Below are 20153 nucleotides of genomic sequence, written 5' to 3' on the forward strand. Positions count from 1 at the left end.
CGACCCGACCCTGTAGCCAGCACCAGGGTCGGCCTCAGTTTCTTGGAAACCTCAGGAGGAGAGGCAGGTCCAGCCGCCGACGCTGTTGTAGGACAGGATGCGCGCGTTGGGGTAGGCCGGGAACTTCCACCTGCAGACCGAGTCCATGTTGACCGGCACGAACTGGTTGCTCTTGGTGACGCAGAACGGGCCATTGGCGAGCGTCGTTCCGCTCGCGTAGCCACGCGAGCGGCAGTACGGGTCCACGACCGTGTAAGGCATCGTGCCGATCGTGGTGCCCTTGGGAGTCGACGGCTTGTGCGAGGACTTGGGCCGCGAGCTGGACTTCCCCGGCGATGGCTTGTCGCTGCTCTTGGGTGATGAGGACGAGCCGGGCGTCGGGCCGCCGCTCGTGGACGGGGTGCTCTGCTCGGTGGTCTTTCTGCTAGGGCTGGCGGAGGGCGAGGCCGGGGCGATCCCGGCGGCTGCGGCCGAGGACGTGGTGACGCTCTCGGGGTGTGGTCCGTCGGCCTTGTTCTTGTCGTCGTGGCCGGACGAGGTGATGAGGTCGGTGGCGAGCACGCCGCAGAGGGCCAGGACGACGCCTGCCGCGACCGCTGTGATGACCACCGGGCGGCGCACGTGCCGGACCTTGCGGGCGCTCGGCATCGTCAGGGAGCCGAGGTCGTTCGGCTTGGCCTGGAGCTCGGCGACGACCTGCTCGGCGGTCGGGCGGTCGGCCGGGTCCTTGGCCAGGCAGCGTTCGACGATCGTGCGCAGGCGGCCGGTCAGGTCGCCGAGGTCTGGGGCACCGGTCAGGATCGCCTGCATGATGCCGGGGATCGTCTCGGCGGTGAACGCCTTGGCACCGTTCGCGGCGTAGGCCATCGTCAGGCCCCACGCGAACAGGTCGGCGGGCGGCCCGATCGGGTCGTTGGAGATCTGTTCCGGGGCCATGTACGACGGGCTGCCGACCACCTGGCTCGTGGTCGAAAAGCTGGAGGTCAGCGCGCGGGCGATGCCGAAGTCGATGACGACCGGGCCGTCGGGGCCGAGCAGGACGTTGGCGGGCTTGAAGTCACGATGAACGATGTCGGCACGGTGGATCGCGGCGAGTGCGGTCGCGGTGCTGAGCGCCAGGCGTTCGAGCGCCTCACCGGTGTGCGCGCCGTCGGCGGCGACCGACTCCTGGAGCGACGGGCCGTCCACGTACTGGGTGACGATGTAGGGGCGCTGGCTCTGCACGCCGCTGCCGACGACCTGGACCGTGCAGGAGCCCTCGACCGCCTTGGCGGCCTCGACCTCCCGCAGGAAGCGGGTGCGCGCCTTCTCTTCGAACGACAGGTGCGCGTGCAGCAGCTTGACGGCGACCGTCGTGTCGTCGGCTTCGGTGCCGGTCGCGGCGTAGACCGTGCCCTGGCCGCCGATGCCGATCCTGCCGACGATCGTGAACGGGCCGATCGCGCGCGGATCCTCGGGTTGCAGTTCCACCCAGCCAGGCACGCGACCCCTCCCCCAAACAGACAAGATCGTCCGAATCGTACCGGTTCCGCCTGGCGTGACAACCGCGCGTTGTCGAGGTGGACCAAAAGCTGTTGGCCACGGCAGCTGACCTGCGGGTTGAGTGAGGCACATGCTTGCTGACACAACCGTTCTCGTCACCGGCGCCACCCAGGGCATGGGACGGCACCTCGCGCTCGAACTCGCCGCCCAGGGAGCGACGCTGCTGCTGCACGGACGCGACAAGAAGCGGCTGGACAAGGTCGCGGCGGACGTGCGGGCGGCGGGTGTGCCCGTACGGACGTATCTCGCGGACCTGGCCGACCTGGATCAGGTGCGGGCGATGGCGGCGGACATCCGTTCCGCAGAAGTGCGGCTGGACGCGCTGGTCAACAACGCGGCGGTCGGCGGCGGCTCGGATCCGACACGGCGCGAGGTGAGCGCGCAGGGGTACGAGTTGCGCTTCGCCGTGAACGCCCTCGCCCCGTACGTGCTGATCCGCGAGCTGGCGCCGTTGCTGTCCGAGGCGGCGCGGGTGGTGAACGTGGCGTCGATGGGCCAGGAGGCGATCGACCTCGACGACCCGATGATGGAACGCGAGTACGACGGGCTGCCGGCGTACTGCCGCAGCAAGGTCGCCATGATCATGATGACGTTCGACCTCGCCGAGGAATTGGCCGACCGGAAGGTCACGGTCAACGCCGTTCATCCGGCGCACCTGATGGACACGCCCGGCGTGCGGGAGTTCGGACTCACTCCTGTCACGGGCACCGACGAGGGCGTGCGGCCGACGCTGCGGCTGCTCACCGACCCGGAACTAGCGAGGACGACCGGACGTTACTTCCATCAGTTCGAGGAGCGCCGGGCCCATGAGCAGGCGTACGACCTGGACGCGCGCGCCCGCGTCGCCGCGCTGATGAAGCGGGCTTGAGAAAGATCCAGAACAGCGCGAACTTCCCTCTGCCCTCATGACATCCAGACGCCCGCTCCGGCCCGCGAGTTCGGCGCGGAGCGGGTCGTATTGATCACGTTCCGCCGCGCCAACCCGCCCCACCACACCCGCATCTCACCCCGTACAGCGTGATCAAGAAGGTCGCGCACCGAGACGGGAAGCGAGAAGACCATGCGGAAGATCGTGATCGGCGGAGCGGTGGCGGCGCTGGCGATGGGCCTGACCGGCTGCAACATCAACGCCAACGACAACCCGACCGCGGCGGCGCCCTCGTCGCCCGCGAGCTCCGCGCCCGCGCCCGCGCCGAGCCAGTCCGCCGCCTCCACGCCGACGCAGAGCTCGACGCCGGGGAACGGGTCCGGCTCCGGGGACACGAACCCCTCGCCCACCCAGAGCACCCCGTCCAGCCAGGGTGGCGGCAACCAGCAGATCCCGGCCAAGTGGGGGCCGCTGCACTACATCGCGCCGGGCAAGTACGCCGTCGGCCACGTCATCTTCTTCACCTCGACCGACACCCGCCTGACCATCGCCGGCGGCGACTGCCCCGACGGCACCCCGCCCCCGGCCGACTCGTTCAAGTGCGGCATCGACGGCCTCGACGAGTGGGCGCAGAACGGGATGCACGACGTCAACGTGAAGTTCTCCGGCCAGGTCGCGACCTCCATCGTGGAGACCCAGTAAGGGCTCGGGCGGGTCAGACCACCGCGACCGCGTCGATCTCGACGAGGCAGCCGGGGTTCAGGCCCGCGACGACGTGGACCGTGATGGCGGGCGGCGGGTCCGCACGGTTCCAGAACTGCTGGAAGGCGGCCACGCCTTCGTCGAACGAGTGACCCTCCACGACGGCGATCCGCCAGTGCACGATGTTCGCCAGCGTCGCTCCCTCGCTCTCGAGGATGGTCACGAGATTGCGGAAGATCTGGGCGGACTGCTCCCCCACCGAGGGGCCGACGGGCTTGCCGTCCTGGCCCACCCCGTTCTGCCCGCCGATGTAGATCGTCTTGGCCGGCTGCTCGACGACGACGGCCTGGCTGAAGGCCGGGCTGCGAAGAAGCCCCTCGGGATTGATGTGCCGTGTGCTCATGGTCGCCCCCTTGGCTCTGGCTCTGATGCAGACACCAGTAAAAGTGGTTTCTCGACACTAGTTATACTGGTTTCATGCGAGCGAGCACAACGGGGAGGGTCCTGCACGACCCCAAGGGCGGGTCGTTCCGGTTCGACGCCGGGGCCGTCTGCCTGGACTTCGCCCACACCGGAGGCGAGGGCAGGTACGCGGTGTTCGAGACCCTCCACGACCCCGGCGACCTGGGCGAATGGCTGGCCGAGCCGCCACTGTCGGCCGCCCCGACCGTTCCGGTGACCGGCAGCGAGCTGAAAGCGGGCAAGGCGCTGCGGCAGGCGATCTGGGTCGTGGCGCACGACCGGGCCGACGACCGGCCGCTCACACCCGAGTCGGTGGCGATCATCAACCGGGCGGCGGCCGCTCCCGCGCTGGCTCCCGAGCTGAACGCGGACGGAACGACGGCCGCGTGGGCGCAGCCCGTACAGGCGGCGCAGGCGCTGTCGAGCATCGCGCGGGAGATGATCGAGCTGCTGTCGGGCCCGCTGGCCGGGCGCATCCGGCAGTGCGCGGGCGACAACTGCCCGCTGGTGTTCGTCGACTCGTCCCGCCCCGGCGCCCGGCGCTGGTGTGCGATGGAACGCTGCGGCAACCGCCACAAGCTCCGCGCCCTCCGCGCCCGCCGGGCGGGAGATCGAGACCTTCTTAATTAGAGGGTAAGGAGATCGTGGTCTTGCGAGTCTTGGCCGTTGGGGGCGGCTCATTCGATGCTCGGGAACATGGCTGACGCGTCCCTCACCACCGAACGGCTCCTGGAGCTCTACGACTCGCAGCTCGGCAGCCGCCATCTCGACCTGGCGGCCCGGTGGCTCCAGTCCAAGGGCCGCGGCTTCTACACGATCGGCTCGGCGGGCCATGAGGGGAACGCGGCGGTGGCGGCGGCGCTGCGGCCCGACGATCCGGCGCTGCTGCACTACCGGTCCGGGGCGTTCTTCCTGGAACGGGCCCGGCAGGTGCCCGGCCAGCGCCCGCTGCACGACGTGCTGCTCGGCGTGGTCGCGGCGGCGAGTGAGCCGATCGCGGGCGGGCGCCACAAGGTGTTCGGCAGCCGGGCGATGAACGTTCTGCCGCAGACCTCGACGATCGCCTCGCATCTGCCGCGCGCGGTCGGGGTGGCCTTCGCGATCGAACGGGCCGCACGGCTCGGCACCCACTCCCCTTGGCCGCGCGACGCGATCGCGGTGTGCAGTTTCGGGGACGCGTCCGCCAACCACTCGACGGCGACCGGCGCCATCAACTCGGCGGTGAACTGCGGCTATCAGGGCCTGCCCATGCCGCTGCTGTTCGTGTGCGAGGACAACGGGATCGGCATCAGCGTCCGTACGCCGCAGGGGTGGGTCGAGTCCGCCTACGGGTCGCGGCCGGGGCTGGAGTACTTCGCGGCGGACGGGTGCGATCTGGTCGACGCGTACGAGACGTCGGTGCGGGCGGCGGAGTGGGTACGCGAGCATCGACGGCCCGCGTTCCTGCATCTGCGGACCGTACGGCTGATGGGGCACGCGGGGTCGGACGTCGAGTCGGCCTACCGCACGCCCGCCGAGATCGCGGCGGCCGAGGCCGCCGATCCGCTGACGGTCACCGCGAAGCTGCTGGCCGAACGCGGGATCGACGCGAACGGGCTCTACGAGGCCAAGCAGGCGGAGGTCATGGCGATCGCGGAGGAGGTCGCGCACGCGCCGCGCCTCAGTTCGGCCCGCGAGGTGATGGCGCCGCTCGCACCGTCCCGGCCGACCGCCGTCGCCGGCGAGGCCATGAAGACCGGCGTCGCGGGCGACCAACCGCTCACGCTCGCGCAGTCGATCAACCAGTGCCTCGGTGAGCTGCTCGAACACCATCGCGAGCTGCTGGTGTTCGGCGAGGACGTCGGGCGCAAGGGCGGCGTCTACGGCGTCACGCGCGGGCTGCAGAAGGCGGCCGGGGGCGCCAAGGTCTTCGACACGATCCTGGACGAGCAGGCGATCCTCGGGCTCGCGCTCGGCACGGGCGTCGCGGGGATGCTGCCCGTTCCCGAGATCCAGTACCTGGCCTACCTGCACAACGCCGCCGACCAGCTGCGCGGCGAGGCGTCGACGCTGTCGTTCTTCTCCAACGGGCAGTACCGCAACCCGATGGTCGTGCGCATCGCGGGCTACGCCTACCAGAAGGGGTTCGGCGGCCACTTCCACAACGACAACGCCGTGGCCGCGCTGCGCGACATCCCGGGGCTCATCGTGGCGTCCCCGTCCCGCCCGGACGACGCCGCCGGGATGCTGCGAACGTGCGTGGCCGCCGCGAAGGTGGACGGCCGGGTCTGCGTCTTCCTGGAGCCGATCGCCCTCTACCACACGCGTGACCTGCACTCCGAGGGCGACGAAGGCTGGATCGCCACCTATCCCGGTGACCCGGTGCCGCTCGGTCGCGGGCGTACGTACGGCACGGGCGAGGACCTGACGATCGTCACGTTCGGGAACGGCGTGCCGATGAGCCTGCGCACCGCCCGCCGCCTGGAGGAGGCGGGGATCGGTGCACGCGTACTGGACCTGCGGTGGCTGGCGCCGCTCCCGGTGGAGGACCTCCTGCGGGAGGCCCGGGCCACCGGGCGCGTGCTGATCGCCGACGAGACGAGGCGGAGCGGCGGCGTCTCCGAGACCGTGCTGGCCGCCCTGACCGACCACGGCTTCGAGGGCAGGGCGGCCCGGGTGACCAGCGAGGACAGCGTCATCCCGCTCGGCGACGCCGCGTATCACGTGCTGCTGTCGGAGTCCGACATCGAGGACGCGGCGCTCAAGCTCTCCTGATGGGCGCCTGCGTTGGCGGTGCGCAGGGCGATGAACGCGGCGGCGACCAGGAAGGCCGCGGCGGCGAGCAGCGCCCGGTGGAAACCGCCGGTCATCGCGGCGTGCGGCTCGCTGTGGGCCTGGAGCAGGTCCTCGGTGCGGGAGGTCGCCACGGCGGTGAAGATGGCGAGCCCGAGCGCGCCGCCGAGTTGCTGCGACGCGTTCAGCAGCGCGGCGGCCGATCCCGCCTTGTCCGCCGGCACGCCCGCGTTCGCGGCCGTCGTGACCGCGACGAACACCGCGCCCAGGCCGAGCGCCATGACCACCAGGCCGGGCAGCAGATCGGTGAGGTAGGAGCCGTTCACCGGCACCCGCGCCAGCAACGCGACCCCGGCGGCCGCCACCAGCGCGCCGGCGACGATCACCGGCCGGGTTCCGATCCGGCCGACGAGGCGCGGCGTGACGCCCGCCGCGAACCCGACGCCGACCGTCACCGGCAGGTAGGCCAGGCCGGTGCGGATCGGCGAGTATCCGAGGACGTTCTGCATATAGAGCGTGAGGAAGAAGAACATCGCGATGAACCCGGCGACGCCGATCAGCTGGGTGACGTTCGCGGCGGCCAGGCCCCTGATGTGGAGGAGCGACAACGGCAGGAGCGGGTGCTCGCCGCGACGTTCGACCAGGATGAACGCGACGAGCAGACCCAGCGCCCCGGCGACGCCGCCGATGGTGCGGGCCGCGCCCCAGCCGACGTCGGGCGCCTTGACCAGGGTGAAGACCAGCAGCAGCATGCCGCCGGTCGACAGCAGCGCGCCCGGCAGGTCGAACGTCGAGGCCCGCGCGGTCCGGCGGTCATCGTCGATCAGCCGTACGGCGCCGACGAGGACCACGGCGGCGGCCGGGAGGTTGACCAGCATGACCCAGCGCCAGCCGGGCCCCTCGGTCAGCAGCCCGCCGAACAGCACACCGGCCGCCGAGCCGAGGCCCGCCATGCCTCCCCACGCGCCGAGCGCCTTGGTCCGGTCGGTGCCGTGGTGGAACGTCGTCGTCAGGAGGGAGAGTGCGGCGGGGAGCATGAACGCCGCGCCGACGCCCTGCCCGAGTCGTGCGGCGACCAGCACGCCCGCCGTGGTCGCCAGCCCTCCGATCAGTGAGGCCACCGCGAACAGGGTCGTTCCGGCGAGCAGGATCGGGCGGCGGCCGAGCAGATCGGCCGTCCGGCCTCCCAGCAGCATGAACCCGCCGTAGGTGAGCAGGTAGCCGCTCGGCACCCACTGCAGGCCCTGCACGGAGAAGCCGAGGTCGTCGCGCATCTCCGGGAGGGCGACGTTCACGATCGAGGCGTCCACGAAGTCGAGGAACGCCACCAGGCAGAGCAGCACGAGGACCAGCCGCCCGCGCGGGGTGGCCAGCGCCGATCGCGGCGGCGCGGTCGTCGATTCCACCGCCGAGGCGGGTTGCATGGCGGTCTCCATCCCGTAGCTCATGGTCAGCGGAAGGCGGCGGCGTTGCGCGCGGCCCAGGCGGCGAACGTGCCGGGAGCGCGGCCGAGGACGCGTTCGACGTCCGGGCTGATCCGCAGTTCCTCGTCGGTGGGGTCGCCGAGGATGGACAGGGTGCCCTCGACGACGGGCAGCGGCATGAACTGCGACATCTGCGCGTGGGCTTCGTCGCGGGTCTGCTCGACGAAGCGGACCGGCTCGCCGAGGGCGTCGGCGATCGCGGCGGCGCGGCGGCGCGGGCTGGTCGGCGCCGGGCCGTTCAGGACATAGGTCGCGGCGTTGTGGCCGTCCTCGCGGAGCACTGCGGCGCCGACCGCGGCGACGTCGTCGGGGTCGATGAACGGCAGGCCCACGTCGGCGAAGGGCGCGGCGGCCGTGCGGTGCGCGCGGATCGGCTCGGCCCAGGCGAAGGCGTTGGAGTCCATGCCGCCCGAACGCAGGATGGTCCATTCGAGGCCTGAGCCGGAGACTGCGGCCTCGAAGCGTTCGGCGTGCTCGTAGGCGCCGCCGGGACGGGTGCCGACGCCTTGCGAGGACAGCAGGACGACCTTGCGGACCCCGGCCGCCTTGGCCTGGCCGATCAGGGCTTCGGGGTCGTCGCCCGCGACGAGGAGGAACAGCGCATCCGCGCCGTCGAGGGCGGGGCGCAGGGTCTCGGGTTCGTTCAGGTCGGCGGGCACCGGCCGCACGCCCTCCGGCGCCTCGGTGATCGTGCGGGCGACGGCGGTGACCTGCTCGCCCGCCTCGTTCAGCAGCCGCACCAGCGTGCGGCCGACGTTCCCGGTGGCTCCCGTGACGACGATCATGTCGATCTCCTGATAGTTAGTTAGTTGGCTGACTTAGTCGAACCCTAGCAGCATCCTCCGGACGGTTGTCTATAGTCAGTTGGGTGACTGACTCAAAAGGCGTCAAGCGGCGTGGGGACGACAAGCGGCGCAGGCTCATGACCGCGGCCGCCGACGTTCTGCACCGCCAAGGCGTCGAACGCACCACCATCGCCGACATCGCCGAGGCCGCGGACGTGCCGGTCGGGAACGTCTACTACTACTTCAAGACCAAGGACGAGCTCGTCCAGGCCGCGCTCGCCACGCACTCCGAGCACTTCGCCGCGCTCACCGCCGAGCTCGACGAGCTCCCCGACCCGCTCGAACGGCTGAAGGCCATGGTCGGCACGTGGATCGACCAGCGCGACGTCGCCGCCCGCTACGGCTGCCCGACCGGCACCCTGGCCGCCGAGCTCGACAAGCGGGCCGACGGCGGCATCGACCTGGAGGCGGGCGAGGTCATCAAGCTGGCGCTGAACTGGGCCGAACGGCAGTTCCGCGAGCTCGGCCGGCCAGAGCCCGAGCCCGCCGACCTCGCGCTCACCCTCATCAGCGGCTATCAGGGCATGTCGCTGATGGCCAATGCGCTGCGCGACCCTGAGATCATGACCCGTGAGGGCTCCCGCCTGAACCGCTGGCTGGACGCGCTGGCGGCGGATCGCCCGCCGGCGCCGGGACGTTCGGTGTAACGCTCGTCACACTGCGAACTTTTTCCTCATTGGCGCGAACCGACTCACCGGTAGCCGCATCTCAAATGGACGTCGTTGTCTACAAGTCAACGGCATCCGATTCGTTTCCCCCAGCGAGGAGCGGTACATGCGCAGGTTCGCCGCAGTGGCGATCACGTCCGGGGCCCTGGTGGCGGGGCTCACCGCGACGGTGTCCCCGGCCAGTGCGTCCACCACGCAGAGCGACAATACAGTAGCGGCCGAGAGCACGGCCCAGGGCCGGATCTCGGGCACCGCCCTGATCGCCCAGGCCAAGCGCGAGGGCACCCCGTACAGCGCCAAGGAGGCCGCGGCCATCCGGCGTTCCACGTACTGCACGTGGGCCCAGGTCACCCGTGGCCGCAAGTACAAGGGAAGCAAGCACTGGGCGTTCTACGTCCGGACCCGTCTCAACTGGTGCTACACCGGCTACCAGGTCGTGTCAGCCAAGGGCCACTACAGCGTCTACAGCCGCAACAAGCGCGTGTACCGGTTCCACGGCTGGTACAAGCACAAGCTGACGCACGACCGCACCTGGGCCACGGTCAAGGCCGACGCGCGGGTCAAGTTCAGCTACGGCAGCCGGGTCTACCGTCCTTGGGCGACCGTCATGGGCACCTTCCAGGGCAAGCACCGGACCTGGACCGGCGGCTGATCCGCACGCCTGACCGCGGCCGCCTCCCTCACGGCCGCGTCTGAGCATCCACCAGGGCATTGCCCGTAGCCGTCCGGTAGTAGAGGACGGACCGTCCTGCGCGGCGCCTGTCGATCAGACGGGCGTCGTGCAGGACCTTCAGATGGCGGCCCACCGAACCGAGCCGCTGCCCCGTGAGCGCCACCAGCTGGGTCGTGCTCAGCGGGGTCGCGAGCAGCACCAGCACACCGGCGCGGGCCACGCCGAGCAGCCGTTCGAGGCCCTCGGGCACGGACGTCTCGTCCGCCCAGACCAGCGGGCCCGAGCACGGGTAGACGATCACGTACCGGTCGTTCACCGGCTCCTGCCAGGCCACCCAGCGGCCCGTACGCGGCGTGACCGGGATGAACAGCAGTTGCGCCCCGGCGATGTCGCGCGGCGGGTAGTCCGCCAGGTTGACCTGCAGCCGCCCGTCGCCGAGCCAGCGCATCCCCGGGCGCATGTCGTCCAGCGCGGCGGCCCAGCCGCCCTGGCTCAGCTGGCCGACCCGCGCGACCGCGTCGGCCTCGATGACGCGGCGCCGCCGTTCCCACGTGGGCTCGACGGCCTCGGTCCAGATCCACTCCAGCAGGCCGGCGACGCGCTCGGCGACATCCGGGCGGCGCAGTTCGGCGGGCAGCGGGCGGCCGAGTGACACCTCAAGGTCGGCGTGCGCCCGTTCGGGCTCGGTCCGGCGGATGACGGCGACCTCCTCATGGAACCCCGGCGACCCCACACCCGGATGCGGCGGCGTGAGGAAGTCCGCGTTCCATTTGGTCGTACGTCCCAGGGCCGCGTCGACGAGCTGGGCCGTGATGGGGTCGTCGGCGAGCCGCCGCCGGTAGGCGCCGAGATGCGCGTCCAGCCAGGCCCGTTCCCCCGGATGGGCCGCCTCCGCCTTGTCCAGGAGCTTCAGGCAGGCGGTCGTCTCCGCCAGAGCCGAGACCACGAACCGCCCGCCCGCGAGCGTGTCCGCACTGATCAGCCAGAACCCCATGTTTCGCCTCCACGCGAAACATTACCTCTCCGGTCCCGCCGCCCCGAGGCTGTGGATCATGCGCACCTACCGCGACCTCTTCCGCGCACCCGAATACACCCCCCTCTTCGCGACCGTCACCGTGCAGATGGCCGCGCAGACGGTCAGCGGGCTGGCCCTCGGCACGCTGGTCTACGACAAGACCCACTCCCCTCTGCTGTCGGCGCTGAGCATGTTCGGCGCCTCGTTCGCCCAGATGATCGGCGCGCTGACCCTGCTGTCGGCCGCCGACCGGCTGCCGCCGCGGGCCACGCTCGCGTTCTCCGCGCTGGCCTTCGCCGCCGGTACGGGCGTGCTGGCGATCCCCGGGCTGCCCGTCGCGGCCATGTTCCCGATCCTGCTGTTGCTCGGCCTGGTCGCCTCGGTGCTCGGCGGTGTCCGCTACGGCCTGCTGAGCGAGATCCTGCCGCCGGAGGGCTACCTCATCGGGCGTTCGGTGCTCAACATGAGCGTCGGCACGATGCAGATCGTCGGGTTCGGCATCGGCGGCGTCATGGTCGCCGCGTTCACCCCGCGCGGGACCCTCGTCACCGGCGCGGTCCTCTACCTCGTCACGGCGCTGGTCGCCCTCTTCGGCCTGACCAGCCGCCCGCCGCGCGCCGCCGGACGCCCGTCCCTGTCGCAGACCTGGCGGACGAACGTGGAGCTCCTCTCCTCGACGCCCCGCCGCTACGTCTACCTGGCCATGTGGGTGCCGAACGGCCTGATCGTCGGGTGCGAGGCACTGTTCGTCTCCTACTCGCCGCACCACGCGGGCGTCCTCCTCGCGTCGGCCGCGGTCGGCATGCTCATCGGCGACACCATGACCGGCCGGTTCATCTCACCCGAGTGGCGCGTACGCCTGGGCCCGCCGCTGCGCCTGCTCCTGGCGGCCCCGTACCTGGTCTTCGTCGTTCACCCGCCCCTAGCAGTCGGCGCGGCCCTGGTCCTGCTGGCCTCCATCGGCTACGCGGCCACTCTGCTCCTGCAAGAACGCCTCATGGCCCTCACGCCCACCGACATGCACGGCCACGCGCTCGGCCTGCACTCCTCAGGCATGCTCACCATGCAAGCCGTCGGCGCCACCCTCGCAGGCCTGGTCGCCCAGGTCACCTCCCCCAGCATGGCAATGACGATCATGGCCATCGTCTCCGTCGCCGTCACACTCGCCCTGGCCCCCGGCCTCCGCCCTCTCCCCAAGCCCGCCCCTGAGCCAGAGTCCACTATCGAGCCCGAGCCGATACCTGGCCAGCCACGACCAGCGCGCGCATAATCCGCGCATGACGGACTGGCGCGACGCGGTGACGACCGCCCCGCTCTGGAAGTACGCCATCATCGTCGGCGGATCGTTCGCCCTTTTCCTCGGTGTCGGAGCCTGGCTCACTGGTTCCTCCCCGCTCGGCGCGGTGGTCGGAGCCGTCGTCGCGGGCCTGGTCTTCGGTGCCGTCATGACCGGCGTCGTGGCCGGTTTCCGCCGCCGGCAAGAGCAAGCGATCGGCCCCAGATCACGGGCGGAGCTGATCGCCCTCAACCGGTCCGCGCGCCTCGGAAAGCCTCCTGAAGACCCCGCCCTCGACGAGGCCGCGCTTCACCTGATCTCGGTCCGCCGCACTGCTCTGAGCAGCGGGCTGAACAGGCTCGGCCCCTGGATCCTGGCCGCGCTGGCGGCCCTTCAGCTCATGCGTGCCATCGCCGACCCCGGTTTCATCAGCATCGGGGGCACCGTCTTCTTCGCCGCTCTGGCCGTTGTCTCGCCCTTCGCCACCAGGCGCCAGATCGCCAAACTCGACCGATTGGAGACGGCCATCCAGGCCCGGCAGCCCGAAACGTGACCGGCGTGGCGTGGCCCGGGCGATGGATTTTTCGGCCGGGCCGAGTCCATATGGACACGATCGACGAACGGACCGGAGGCTGATGGCTGTGAGTGACGAAGGGCTGGCGGCGCTGGCACGGGAGATCCTGGACAGGAACCTCTACGTGACGCTAGGGACGGCGGACGGGGAGGGCAGGCCGTGGGTCTCGCCGGTCTACTTCGCCACGGCCGACTACCGGGAGATCATCTGGGTGTCGGCGCTGGACGCGGAGCATTCGGTGAACCTCGCCGTGCGGCCGGAGGTCAGCATGGTCGTCTTCGACTCGACCGTTCCGACGTACCACGGCAGGGCCGTCTACATGAGCGGCGTCGCGGCGGTTTTGGAAGGCACGGAGCTGGACCGGGGTGTGGGGATCTATCCCGGAGCGCCGGAACGGGGCGCGTCGACGATCGAGGTCTCCGACGTCAGTGGGGACGCCCCGTACCGGCTCTACCGGGCCACGGTGGACGAGCTTTCGGTGCTGTGCCCGCGCGAGCCCAGGCAGCCCTGCCCCCGCCACTCGCTGAACAAGGACCACCGCACCGCCGTCAAGCTGTGAGGACGTCCAAGGCGGCGGTCATGGCGTTCAGCACGCGCGGGAAGCCCGCGTAGGGCAGCGCCTGCATGATCGCCTCCACCAGCTCGGCGGAGGTGAGGCCGGCGTTCCGCGCCGAGGTGAGGTGGGCGCGGAGCTGTCGGTCGGTGTCGCCGAGCGTGACCAGCGCGCCGATGATGACGAGCTCGCGGCGGGCGGCGTCCAGGCCCGGGCGGGCGTGGATGTCGCCGTACGCGAACTCGACGGCCAGGCGTGGCAGGTCGGGGGCGAGTTCGGCCAAGGCGTCGTAGACCTGCCGGCGGCCGCCGCCCAGCTCGGCCTGGCGGGCGAGGCCGCGTTCGTAGCGGGTGGTCATGAGGTGAAGGCCAGGATGCGGTGCCAGGCGTCCTCGCAGGCCGCCGACCAGTCGTCGTGGGCGCGGTCGAAGAAGGAGTGCGGGGCGCCCTCGTAGACGTGCATCTCGTGGCTCTTGCCCGCGTCTTCGAGGCCTGCGGCCATCGCGTCGAAGTCGGCCTGCGGGGTCGCCACGTCGTCTCCGGCCAGCAGCATCAGGATCGGGGCTTTGACGTCCGGGGTCGCGTCGCCGAAGAAGCGAGGTGAGCCGTAGAAGCCGATCGCCCCGGCGAGCCCGGGCTGGGTGGCGGCCTGGCGCCAGGAGTGGCCGCCGCCCAGGCAGAACCCGACCGTGAAGACTCTGCCCGGCAGGAGCGCGGCGGCAGCGGCGACGTCGGAGTCCACGTGGGCGAAGTCGAGGAGGTCCAGGTGCTTCAGGCCGTCGAAGTCGTCGTCGCGCGGGCCCGTTCCCGCCGAACGGCCGTAGTAGTCGATCGCGATCGTCTCGAATCCGGCCTCCGCGAAGCGCTGGGCCAGGTCCGGGTAGAACGGGTGGAGCCCGCGCACGTCGGGCAGCAGGACGACGCTGCTCCCGTTCGGCACCTCGGGCGTCGCGCGGTAGGCGGAGAAGCGGTTGCCGTCGGCGGCGGTGATCTTCAGCGGGCCGTGCGAGGCGACGCCGCCGGTGACGACGGGCGAGGCGGGCGGACGGCTGTCAGTTGAGTGGCACATGCCGAAAAGCCTGGTGGCAGCGGTGCGGACGGGCCAGGCCCGCGTTATACGGGTACTCGCAGGGCGACCCTTTTGTGGGGAATCCCGGGTACTTTCGTCGTATGGAGGATGGTCTCGGGGGGTTCCTGAAGTCGAGGCGGGCGCGCGTGACACCCGAGAGCGCCGGGCTGCCCGGCGGCTCGCGACGGCGCGTTCCGGGGCTGCGGCGCGAGGAGCTCGCCCAGCTCGCCGGGATCAGCGTGGAGTACTACCAGCGGCTGGAGCAGGGCCGGTCGCAGCGGCCCTCGCCCGAGGTACTGAACGCGCTGGCGCGGGCCCTGTCGCTCGACGACGTCGAACGGGCCCATCTGGAGACTCTCGCCGCCGTGCCCGATCACGACCCGCCCGTCCGTGCGGAGGCGGCCGTGCGGCCCGAGCTGGAGCGGCTGCTGGCGCTGATGGACCGCGTACCGGCGATGGTGATCACCGACCGCTTCGACGTGCTGGCGGCGAACACGCTCGCCTCCCGGCTCTTCGCCGACGCCCTGGCGGGCGACGGGAACCTCGCCCGCTACCTCTACCTCGACCCCGCCGCACGAGACTTCTACGTTCATTGGGACGAGATCGCCGCCACGACCGCCGCCCAGCTCAGGCTGGTGTCGGGCCGTCATCCTCGCGACCGGGAGCTGGCCGGGCTGATCGCGGACCTGTCGCGCGAGAGCGCCGAGTTCCGGGCGTTGTGGGCGGCCGGCGACGTCGACATCCGCACCTCGGGCGGCAAGGATCTCCGCCACCCGGCCCTGGGCGTCCTGACCCTGCACTACGAGAACTTCGACGCGCCGGGCGACCCGCGCCAGCGCCTGGTCACCTTCACTCCGGCCGCCGACACCGCCGCCGAGGCGGCACTCCAGCTGCTGCGAACGTGGGCGGGGACAGAAACGGAAACGGGGACGGAAGGCTATGCGGGGGTGTCGATGACGGGGTCGCCTCCCAGGTAGGCGGCCTTCACGCGCGGGTCCTCGGCCAGCTCGGCGCCCGTGCCGTCCAGCACGATGCCGCCGGACTCCAGGACGTACGCGCGGTCGGCCAGCCGCAGGGTCTGGTGGGCGTTCTGCTCCACGATGAGGATCGTCGTGCCCTGGTCGCGGATGTCGCGCACGACCTTGAGCACCTGCTGCGCGGTCTGCGGCGCCAGGCCCATCGTCGGCTCGTCCAGGGCGAGCAGGCGCGGCCGGTGCATGAGCGCGCGGCCGATCGCGAGCATCTGCTGCTCGCCGCCCGACATCAGGCCCGCGAGCTGAGCACGGCGTTCGCCCAGGCGCGGGAACATCTCGTAGATCTCCTCGCGGCGGGCCGCGACGTACGTGCGGTCGCGGCGCCGCTGGTAGGCGCCCAGGAGGAGGTTCTCGGCGACGGTCAGCGCCGCGAAGACGCGGCGGCCCTCGGGTACGTGACCGAGCCCCTTGGTGACCACCTGGTGCGCCTTGAGCCTGGTGATGTCGGCGCCGTCGAAGACGATGCGGCCCGCGTGCGCGCGGTGCAGGCCGCTGATCGTGCGGAGCGTGGTCGTCTTGCCCGCGCCGTTGCTGCCGAGGAGCGCGACGATCTCGCCCTCTCCCACCTCGAACGAGATGTCGGTGAGCGCCTCGACCTGGCCGTAACGGCTGGTCAGGCCGGAGATCTCCAGCAGGCTCATCCCAGTACCTCCGCGACGAGATCGGTCTCGGGGTCGTCGGGAACGCCCAGGTAGGCGGCGATCACCCGCTGGTCCTCCTGGATGTCGGCGGGCGGCCCGGCGGCGATCGTCCGGCCGTACTCCAGCACGGTGACCCGGTCGGACACCGACATGACCAGCGCGACGTCGTGCTCGATCAGCACCACCGCGATGCCGAGCGCGCGGATCTGCGCGATGAGCCCCATGAGCGCCTGCTTCTCGGTCGGGTTGGCGCCGGCGGCGGGCTCGTCCAGCAGGATCACGGCCGGGTCGGCGGCCAGCGCGCGGGCGATCTCCAGGCGGCGGCGCTCGCCGTAGGAGAGGGCGCTCGCGGAACGGGTCGCGGCGTCGGACAGGCCCACGAAGTCCAGGCAGCGGCGCACCGCCTCCAGGTCGCGGGCGCCGAGGCGGCGCAGCAGCCCCCGGTCGCGGGCGAAGCGGCCGATGAGGACGTTCTCGGCGACGGTCATGTCGTCGAAGAGCCGGATGTTCTGGAACGTGCGGGCCAGGCCGGCGGCGGCGACGCGGTGCGGGGCGCGGCCCGCGACGTCATGGCCGTTCACCGCGACCGTGCCGGTGGACGGGACGATCATGCCGGTGATGCAGTTGAACGCCGTCGTCTTGCCCGCGCCGTTCGGGCCGATCACGCTGATGACCTCGCCCGCGTCGAGCGTGAGGTCGAGGTCCTCGACGGCCGTGACGCCGCCGAACCGCCGCGACAGCCCGGTGATCTCCAGGAGCCGTCCCTCGGCCGTCCTGCGTTCGGGCTCGGGCGCCAGGTCGGGCAGGGTCAGCGGCCGGAAGCGCGCGGGCCACACGCCCTGCGGGCGGACGAGGATGATCACGATCAGCAGCAGCGCGAAGATCAGGCCCCGGTACTCCTGAACGGTCCGCAGCACCTCGGGCAGCGCCACGACCACGACCGCGCCGACCACCACGCCCGGACGGCTGCCCATCCCGCCGATGATGAGGACGAGCAGGACGAACAGCGAGGTCAGGAAGGTGAAGTTCGACGGGTCGACGGTGCCGAGCTGCGCCGCGTTCAGCGGGCCCGCGACCGCGCCGACCGCCGCGCCCAGCACGTACGCCAGCAGCTTCACGCGCCGCGTCGGGACGCCGACCGCCTCGGCCGCGCGGTCGTCGGACCGTACGGCCCGCCACGCGTACGCCAGCCGCGACCGCGCCAGCAGGCCAGTGACCGCCAGCACGACCACGAAGAAGACCAGGACCAGGTAGAAGAAGTCGACCGGCGTCACGAACTCGCGGCCCGCGATCGTCACCGGCGGGATGCCGGTCAGGCCGTTCGGGCCGCCGGTCACCTCCAGGTTCACGACCGTGATGCGGATGATCTCGCCGAAGCCGAGCGTCACGATCGCCAGGTAGTCGCTGCGCAGGCGCAGCGTCGGATAGCCGATGATCAGTCCGGCGATCGCGGCGGCGGCGATCGCGACCGGCAGCGTCAGCCAGAAGTTCCAGCCCTGCTTGAGGATCAGCAGGCCCGAGACGTAGGCGCCGATCGCGTAGAACGCGGCGAAGCCGAGGTCCAGCAGGCCCGCGTAGCCGACCACGATGTTGATGCCGAGGCCGAGGATCGCGTAGATGATGATGCTCGCGGCGACGGTCAGCGCGTAGTCGTCCAGGAACTGCCCGAGGACCGCGGTGAGCAGGATCAGGACCGGCCAGCCGGAGAAGCGCAGCAGTGTGGAATCAAGGGTCATGCGCGTTCCACCACCCGTTCGCCGAACAGGCCGGTCGGTCTCAGCGCCAGCACGCCGATCAGCAGCGCGAAGATGATGACGTCGGTCCAGCGGGAGGAGATGTAGCCCGCCGAGAACGACTGCACGAGGCCGATGAAGATCCCCGCCGCCATCGTTCCGGGCAGGTTGCCGATGCCGCCGAGGACAGCCGCGGTGAACGCGCGCAGCCCGATGAGGAAGCCCATCCCGAAGCTGATCTGCGTGTAGTAGAGCCCGTACATCACCCCTGCCGCGCCGGCGAGAACCGAGCCGATGAAGAACGTCATCAGGATGAGGCGCTCGACGTTGATGCCCTGCAGGCGTGCGGCATCGCGGTCCATGGCCAACGCCCGCATCGCGGTGCCGGTGACCGTGCGGGTGATGAAGAACCACAGGCCCGCCATCAGCACCACCGAGAGCACCACCAGAACGAGCTGCCCGTAGGTGACGCGCACGGAGCCGCCGAGGATCTGCCCGTCGTCCAGCGCGTTCGGGTACGACTTGAAGCGCGCGTCGGTCCACACCTTGACGCCCTCTTGCAGCGCGAGGGAGACCCCGATCGCGGCGATGAACAGCGACAGCTGCGGCGCCTTGAGCAGCGGCGTGTACGCGACCCGCGCGATGCCCGTGCCGACGACGCCGGTGGTCAGCGCGCCGATCACCACCGCCGCCAGCACGGCCGGGAGCGCCATCCCGCCGGTGACGCCGATCGTGGTCAGCACGCTGAACCCGGCGAACGCGCCGATCATGAAGATGTCGCCGTGCGCGAAGTTGATCAGCCGGACGACGCCGTAGACCATCGAGTAGCCGAGCGCGATCAGCGCCAGGAACGAGCCGATGGTCAGGCCGTTGACCAGGTACTGGACGAAGTCGTTCATGCGGACTTGACGTCGACCCAGGTGGTGCCGGCGTCGTCGAGCTTCTTGTAGCCGGCGAAGTCGCCGTTCTTCACCGCGACCGTGATGTAGAGCAGGCCGTCGCGGTCGCCCTTGTCGTCGAACGACACCGGCCCGGTGATGCCCTGGTAGCCCTTGATCGCGTGCAGCGCCTTGGTGATGTCCTCGCCCTTGGTCGACTTGGCGTCGCCGATGGCCTTGGCGATGACCTTGACCGCGTCGTACTCGTACACCGAGAACGGGCCCGGGTCGGCGCCGGTCTTGGTCTTGTAGGCGGTGACGAAGGCGGACGCGGTCGGCAGGTCCTTGGCCAGCGGGGCCGTGGTCGCCATGTAGCCCTCGGCGGCCGAGCCCGCGGTCTTGACGACGGTCTTGTCGGTCGTCGCGTCCCCGCCCATCAGCGCGAACTTCAGGCCGAGCTGCTTGCGCTGCTTGGCGAGCAGGCCCGCCTCCGCGAAGTAACCGGTGAAGTAGAGAACGTCGGGCTTGGTCGAGGCGATCTTGGTGAGCACCGGGGTGTAGTCGGACTGGCCAGGCTGGAGCGCGTCGTTGTAGACGACCTGCGCGCCGCCGCCCTCCTGCTTGACCGAGTCGGCCGCCGCGTCCGCCAGGCCCTTGGCGTAGGTCGTGTTGTCGTGCAGCACCGCGATCCGCTTGGCCTTCAGCTCGCCCGTCATGAACTTGGCGGCGAACAGGCCCTGCTTGTCGTCGCGGCCGCAGGTACGGAAGACCTTGCCCTTGCCGGTCTCGGTCAGCACCGGGTTGGTCGCGGCGTCGATGACGAACGGGACGTTCCGGCGGCCGAAGATCGGCACGGCGGGCACCGCGGCCGACGAGCAGTAGCCGCCCGCCACCGCGACCACCTTGCTGTTGAGGAGCTTCTGCGCCGCCTGCGCACCCTGCTGGGCGCTGCACGCGTCGTCGGCCTCCACGATCTGGATCTTCTTGCCGTTCACCCCGCCGGCCTTGTTGACCTCGTCGGCGGCGACCTTGGCGGCGGCCAGGATGTCCTGCCCGGCGGAGGCGGAGTCGCCGCTGAGCGGCACGGGCACACCGATCTTGATGTCGCCGCCGCCTGACCCGCCGCTCCCGCCGCTGCTGCCGCCGCCCTTGCAGGCGGTGGCGAACGGGAGGGTGAGGAGGCCGATGGACAGGATCGTCACCACTGCGCGTGGGGACCTGGACGGGGCCCTGGACGAGGCCCCGGACAGGGACAGGGACGACGGCGGAGGGAAGAACGGCATCGGGCTTCTCCGTCACTTGTCGGACCGGTAGCGGTTCGAGCGATTCGGGGGTTCGGGCGTTCCGTAGCGGTTCGGACAACCC

At 70.9% G+C, this 20153-nt stretch carries 21 protein-coding genes; 10 read left to right on the forward strand and 11 right to left on the reverse strand.

The window, feature by feature from the left end; all coding sequences use genetic code 11:
- Positions 1 to 51: 51 nt before the first annotated feature.
- On the reverse strand, positions 52 to 1482 hold the full coding sequence (locus tag J4573_RS45790) for a serine/threonine protein kinase (RefSeq protein ID WP_208262675.1): 1431 nt from the start codon (positions 1480 to 1482) through the stop codon (positions 52 to 54).
- 130 nt (positions 1483 to 1612) lie between these two features.
- Between J4573_RS45790 and J4573_RS45795 the strand changes: the two genes are divergently transcribed.
- On the forward strand, positions 1613 to 2410 hold the full coding sequence (locus J4573_RS45795; RefSeq protein ID WP_208262676.1) for an SDR family NAD(P)-dependent oxidoreductase: 798 nt from the start codon (positions 1613 to 1615) through the stop codon (positions 2408 to 2410).
- Positions 2411 to 2602: 192 nt separating this feature from the next.
- On the forward strand, positions 2603 to 3112 hold the full coding sequence (locus J4573_RS45800) for a hypothetical protein (protein WP_208262677.1): 510 nt from the start codon (positions 2603 to 2605) through the stop codon (positions 3110 to 3112).
- A 13-nt stretch (positions 3113 to 3125) separates the two neighbouring features.
- On the opposite strand, the gene J4573_RS45805 is transcribed toward J4573_RS45800, so the two are convergent.
- Entirely contained in the window at positions 3126 to 3515 is a 390-nt protein-coding gene (locus J4573_RS45805; RefSeq protein WP_208262678.1) for a RidA family protein, read from the reverse strand.
- Positions 3516 to 3589: 74 nt separating this feature from the next.
- On the opposite strand from J4573_RS45805, the gene J4573_RS45810 reads away from it, so the two are divergent.
- Positions 3590 to 4204, forward strand: a complete 615-nt coding sequence (locus tag J4573_RS45810) for a CGNR zinc finger domain-containing protein (RefSeq protein WP_208262679.1) — start codon at positions 3590 to 3592, stop codon at positions 4202 to 4204.
- Between the two features lie 66 nt (positions 4205 to 4270).
- Positions 4271 to 6328 carry a thiamine pyrophosphate-dependent enzyme gene (locus J4573_RS45815; RefSeq protein ID WP_243774655.1) on the forward strand — a complete coding sequence of 686 codons (2058 nt, stop codon included), beginning with the start codon at positions 4271 to 4273 and terminating at the stop codon, positions 6326 to 6328.
- On the opposite strand, the gene J4573_RS45820 is transcribed toward J4573_RS45815, so the two are convergent.
- Both J4573_RS45820 and J4573_RS45825 read right to left on the reverse strand, forming a co-directional pair.
- The gene (locus J4573_RS45820) at positions 6274 to 7770 is read right to left on the reverse strand and encodes an MFS transporter (protein ID WP_208262681.1); all 1497 of its coding nucleotides are present in this window, start codon (positions 7768 to 7770) and stop codon (positions 6274 to 6276) included. The genes J4573_RS45815 and J4573_RS45820 overlap by 55 nt on opposite strands.
- A 26-nt stretch (positions 7771 to 7796) precedes the next feature.
- Positions 7797 to 8615 carry an SDR family oxidoreductase gene (locus J4573_RS45825; RefSeq protein WP_208262682.1) on the reverse strand — a complete coding sequence of 273 codons (819 nt, stop codon included), beginning with the start codon at positions 8613 to 8615 and terminating at the stop codon, positions 7797 to 7799.
- A gap of 83 nt (positions 8616 to 8698) precedes the next feature.
- Between J4573_RS45825 and J4573_RS45830 the strand changes: the two genes are divergently transcribed.
- Both J4573_RS45830 and J4573_RS45835 read left to right on the forward strand, forming a co-directional pair.
- Positions 8699 to 9322: a TetR/AcrR family transcriptional regulator gene (locus tag J4573_RS45830; RefSeq protein WP_307797453.1), complete on the forward strand. Its 624-nt coding sequence runs from the start codon at positions 8699 to 8701 to the stop codon at positions 9320 to 9322.
- Positions 9323 to 9449: 127 nt separating this feature from the next.
- Positions 9450 to 9995 (forward strand): hypothetical protein, encoded by a 546-nt coding sequence (locus J4573_RS45835; protein ID WP_208262683.1) that lies wholly within the window; start codon positions 9450 to 9452, stop codon positions 9993 to 9995.
- Between the two features lie 28 nt (positions 9996 to 10023).
- Here the strand turns inward: J4573_RS45835 and J4573_RS45840 are convergent, their stop codons facing one another.
- Entirely contained in the window at positions 10024 to 11010 is a 987-nt protein-coding gene (locus J4573_RS45840) for an ArsR/SmtB family transcription factor (protein ID WP_208262684.1), read from the reverse strand.
- A gap of 58 nt (positions 11011 to 11068) precedes the next feature.
- On the opposite strand from J4573_RS45840, the gene J4573_RS45845 reads away from it, so the two are divergent.
- The 3 genes from J4573_RS45845 to J4573_RS45855 all read left to right on the forward strand — a co-directional run bounded on the left by J4573_RS45845 (position 11069) and on the right by J4573_RS45855 (position 13440).
- Positions 11069 to 12301: an MFS transporter gene (locus J4573_RS45845; protein ID WP_208262685.1), complete on the forward strand. Its 1233-nt coding sequence runs from the start codon at positions 11069 to 11071 to the stop codon at positions 12299 to 12301.
- 7 nt (positions 12302 to 12308) lie between these two features.
- Positions 12309 to 12860, forward strand: coding sequence for a hypothetical protein (locus tag J4573_RS45850; RefSeq protein ID WP_208262686.1), 552 nt, complete (start codon positions 12309 to 12311; stop codon positions 12858 to 12860).
- Between the two features lie 88 nt (positions 12861 to 12948).
- Positions 12949 to 13440, forward strand: a complete 492-nt coding sequence (locus J4573_RS45855; protein ID WP_208262687.1) for a pyridoxamine 5'-phosphate oxidase family protein — start codon at positions 12949 to 12951, stop codon at positions 13438 to 13440.
- Here J4573_RS45855 and J4573_RS45860 read toward each other — a convergent pair.
- The gene (locus J4573_RS45860) at positions 13430 to 13792 is read right to left on the reverse strand and encodes a carboxymuconolactone decarboxylase family protein (protein ID WP_208262688.1); all 363 of its coding nucleotides are present in this window, start codon (positions 13790 to 13792) and stop codon (positions 13430 to 13432) included. The genes J4573_RS45855 and J4573_RS45860 overlap by 11 nt on opposite strands.
- The gene (locus J4573_RS45865) at positions 13789 to 14502 is read right to left on the reverse strand and encodes a dienelactone hydrolase family protein (protein ID WP_208262689.1); all 714 of its coding nucleotides are present in this window, start codon (positions 14500 to 14502) and stop codon (positions 13789 to 13791) included. Before J4573_RS45865 ends, J4573_RS45860 begins: the two co-directional genes overlap by 4 nt.
- Before the next feature lie 101 nt (positions 14503 to 14603).
- Here J4573_RS45865 and J4573_RS45870 point away from each other — a divergent pair, with 101 nt between their 5' ends.
- Positions 14604 to 15479 carry a helix-turn-helix domain-containing protein gene (locus J4573_RS45870; protein ID WP_208262690.1) on the forward strand — a complete coding sequence of 292 codons (876 nt, stop codon included), beginning with the start codon at positions 14604 to 14606 and terminating at the stop codon, positions 15477 to 15479.
- Here the strand turns inward: J4573_RS45870 and J4573_RS45875 are convergent.
- From J4573_RS45875 to J4573_RS45890, 4 genes are read right to left on the reverse strand one after another with little or no spacing between them, the layout of a single operon-like run.
- Positions 15440 to 16177, reverse strand: coding sequence for an ABC transporter ATP-binding protein (locus J4573_RS45875; protein WP_208262691.1), 738 nt, complete (start codon positions 16175 to 16177; stop codon positions 15440 to 15442). The genes J4573_RS45870 and J4573_RS45875 overlap by 40 nt on opposite strands.
- Positions 16174 to 17913, reverse strand: coding sequence for a branched-chain amino acid ABC transporter ATP-binding protein/permease (locus tag J4573_RS56475; protein ID WP_307797455.1), 1740 nt, complete (start codon positions 17911 to 17913; stop codon positions 16174 to 16176). Before J4573_RS56475 ends, J4573_RS45875 begins: the two co-directional genes overlap by 4 nt.
- Positions 17910 to 18809 carry a branched-chain amino acid ABC transporter permease gene (locus tag J4573_RS45885; protein WP_208262692.1) on the reverse strand — a complete coding sequence of 300 codons (900 nt, stop codon included), beginning with the start codon at positions 18807 to 18809 and terminating at the stop codon, positions 17910 to 17912. The genes J4573_RS56475 and J4573_RS45885 overlap by 4 nt, the downstream gene beginning before the upstream one ends.
- Positions 18806 to 20071: a branched-chain amino acid ABC transporter substrate-binding protein gene (locus J4573_RS45890; RefSeq protein WP_208262693.1), complete on the reverse strand. Its 1266-nt coding sequence runs from the start codon at positions 20069 to 20071 to the stop codon at positions 18806 to 18808. The genes J4573_RS45885 and J4573_RS45890 overlap by 4 nt, the downstream gene beginning before the upstream one ends.
- Positions 20072 to 20153: the final 82 nt, after the last annotated feature.

It is taken from the genome of Actinomadura barringtoniae, assembly GCF_017573505.1.
Taxonomy (GTDB): domain Bacteria; phylum Actinomycetota; class Actinomycetes; order Streptosporangiales; family Streptosporangiaceae; genus Spirillospora; species Spirillospora barringtoniae.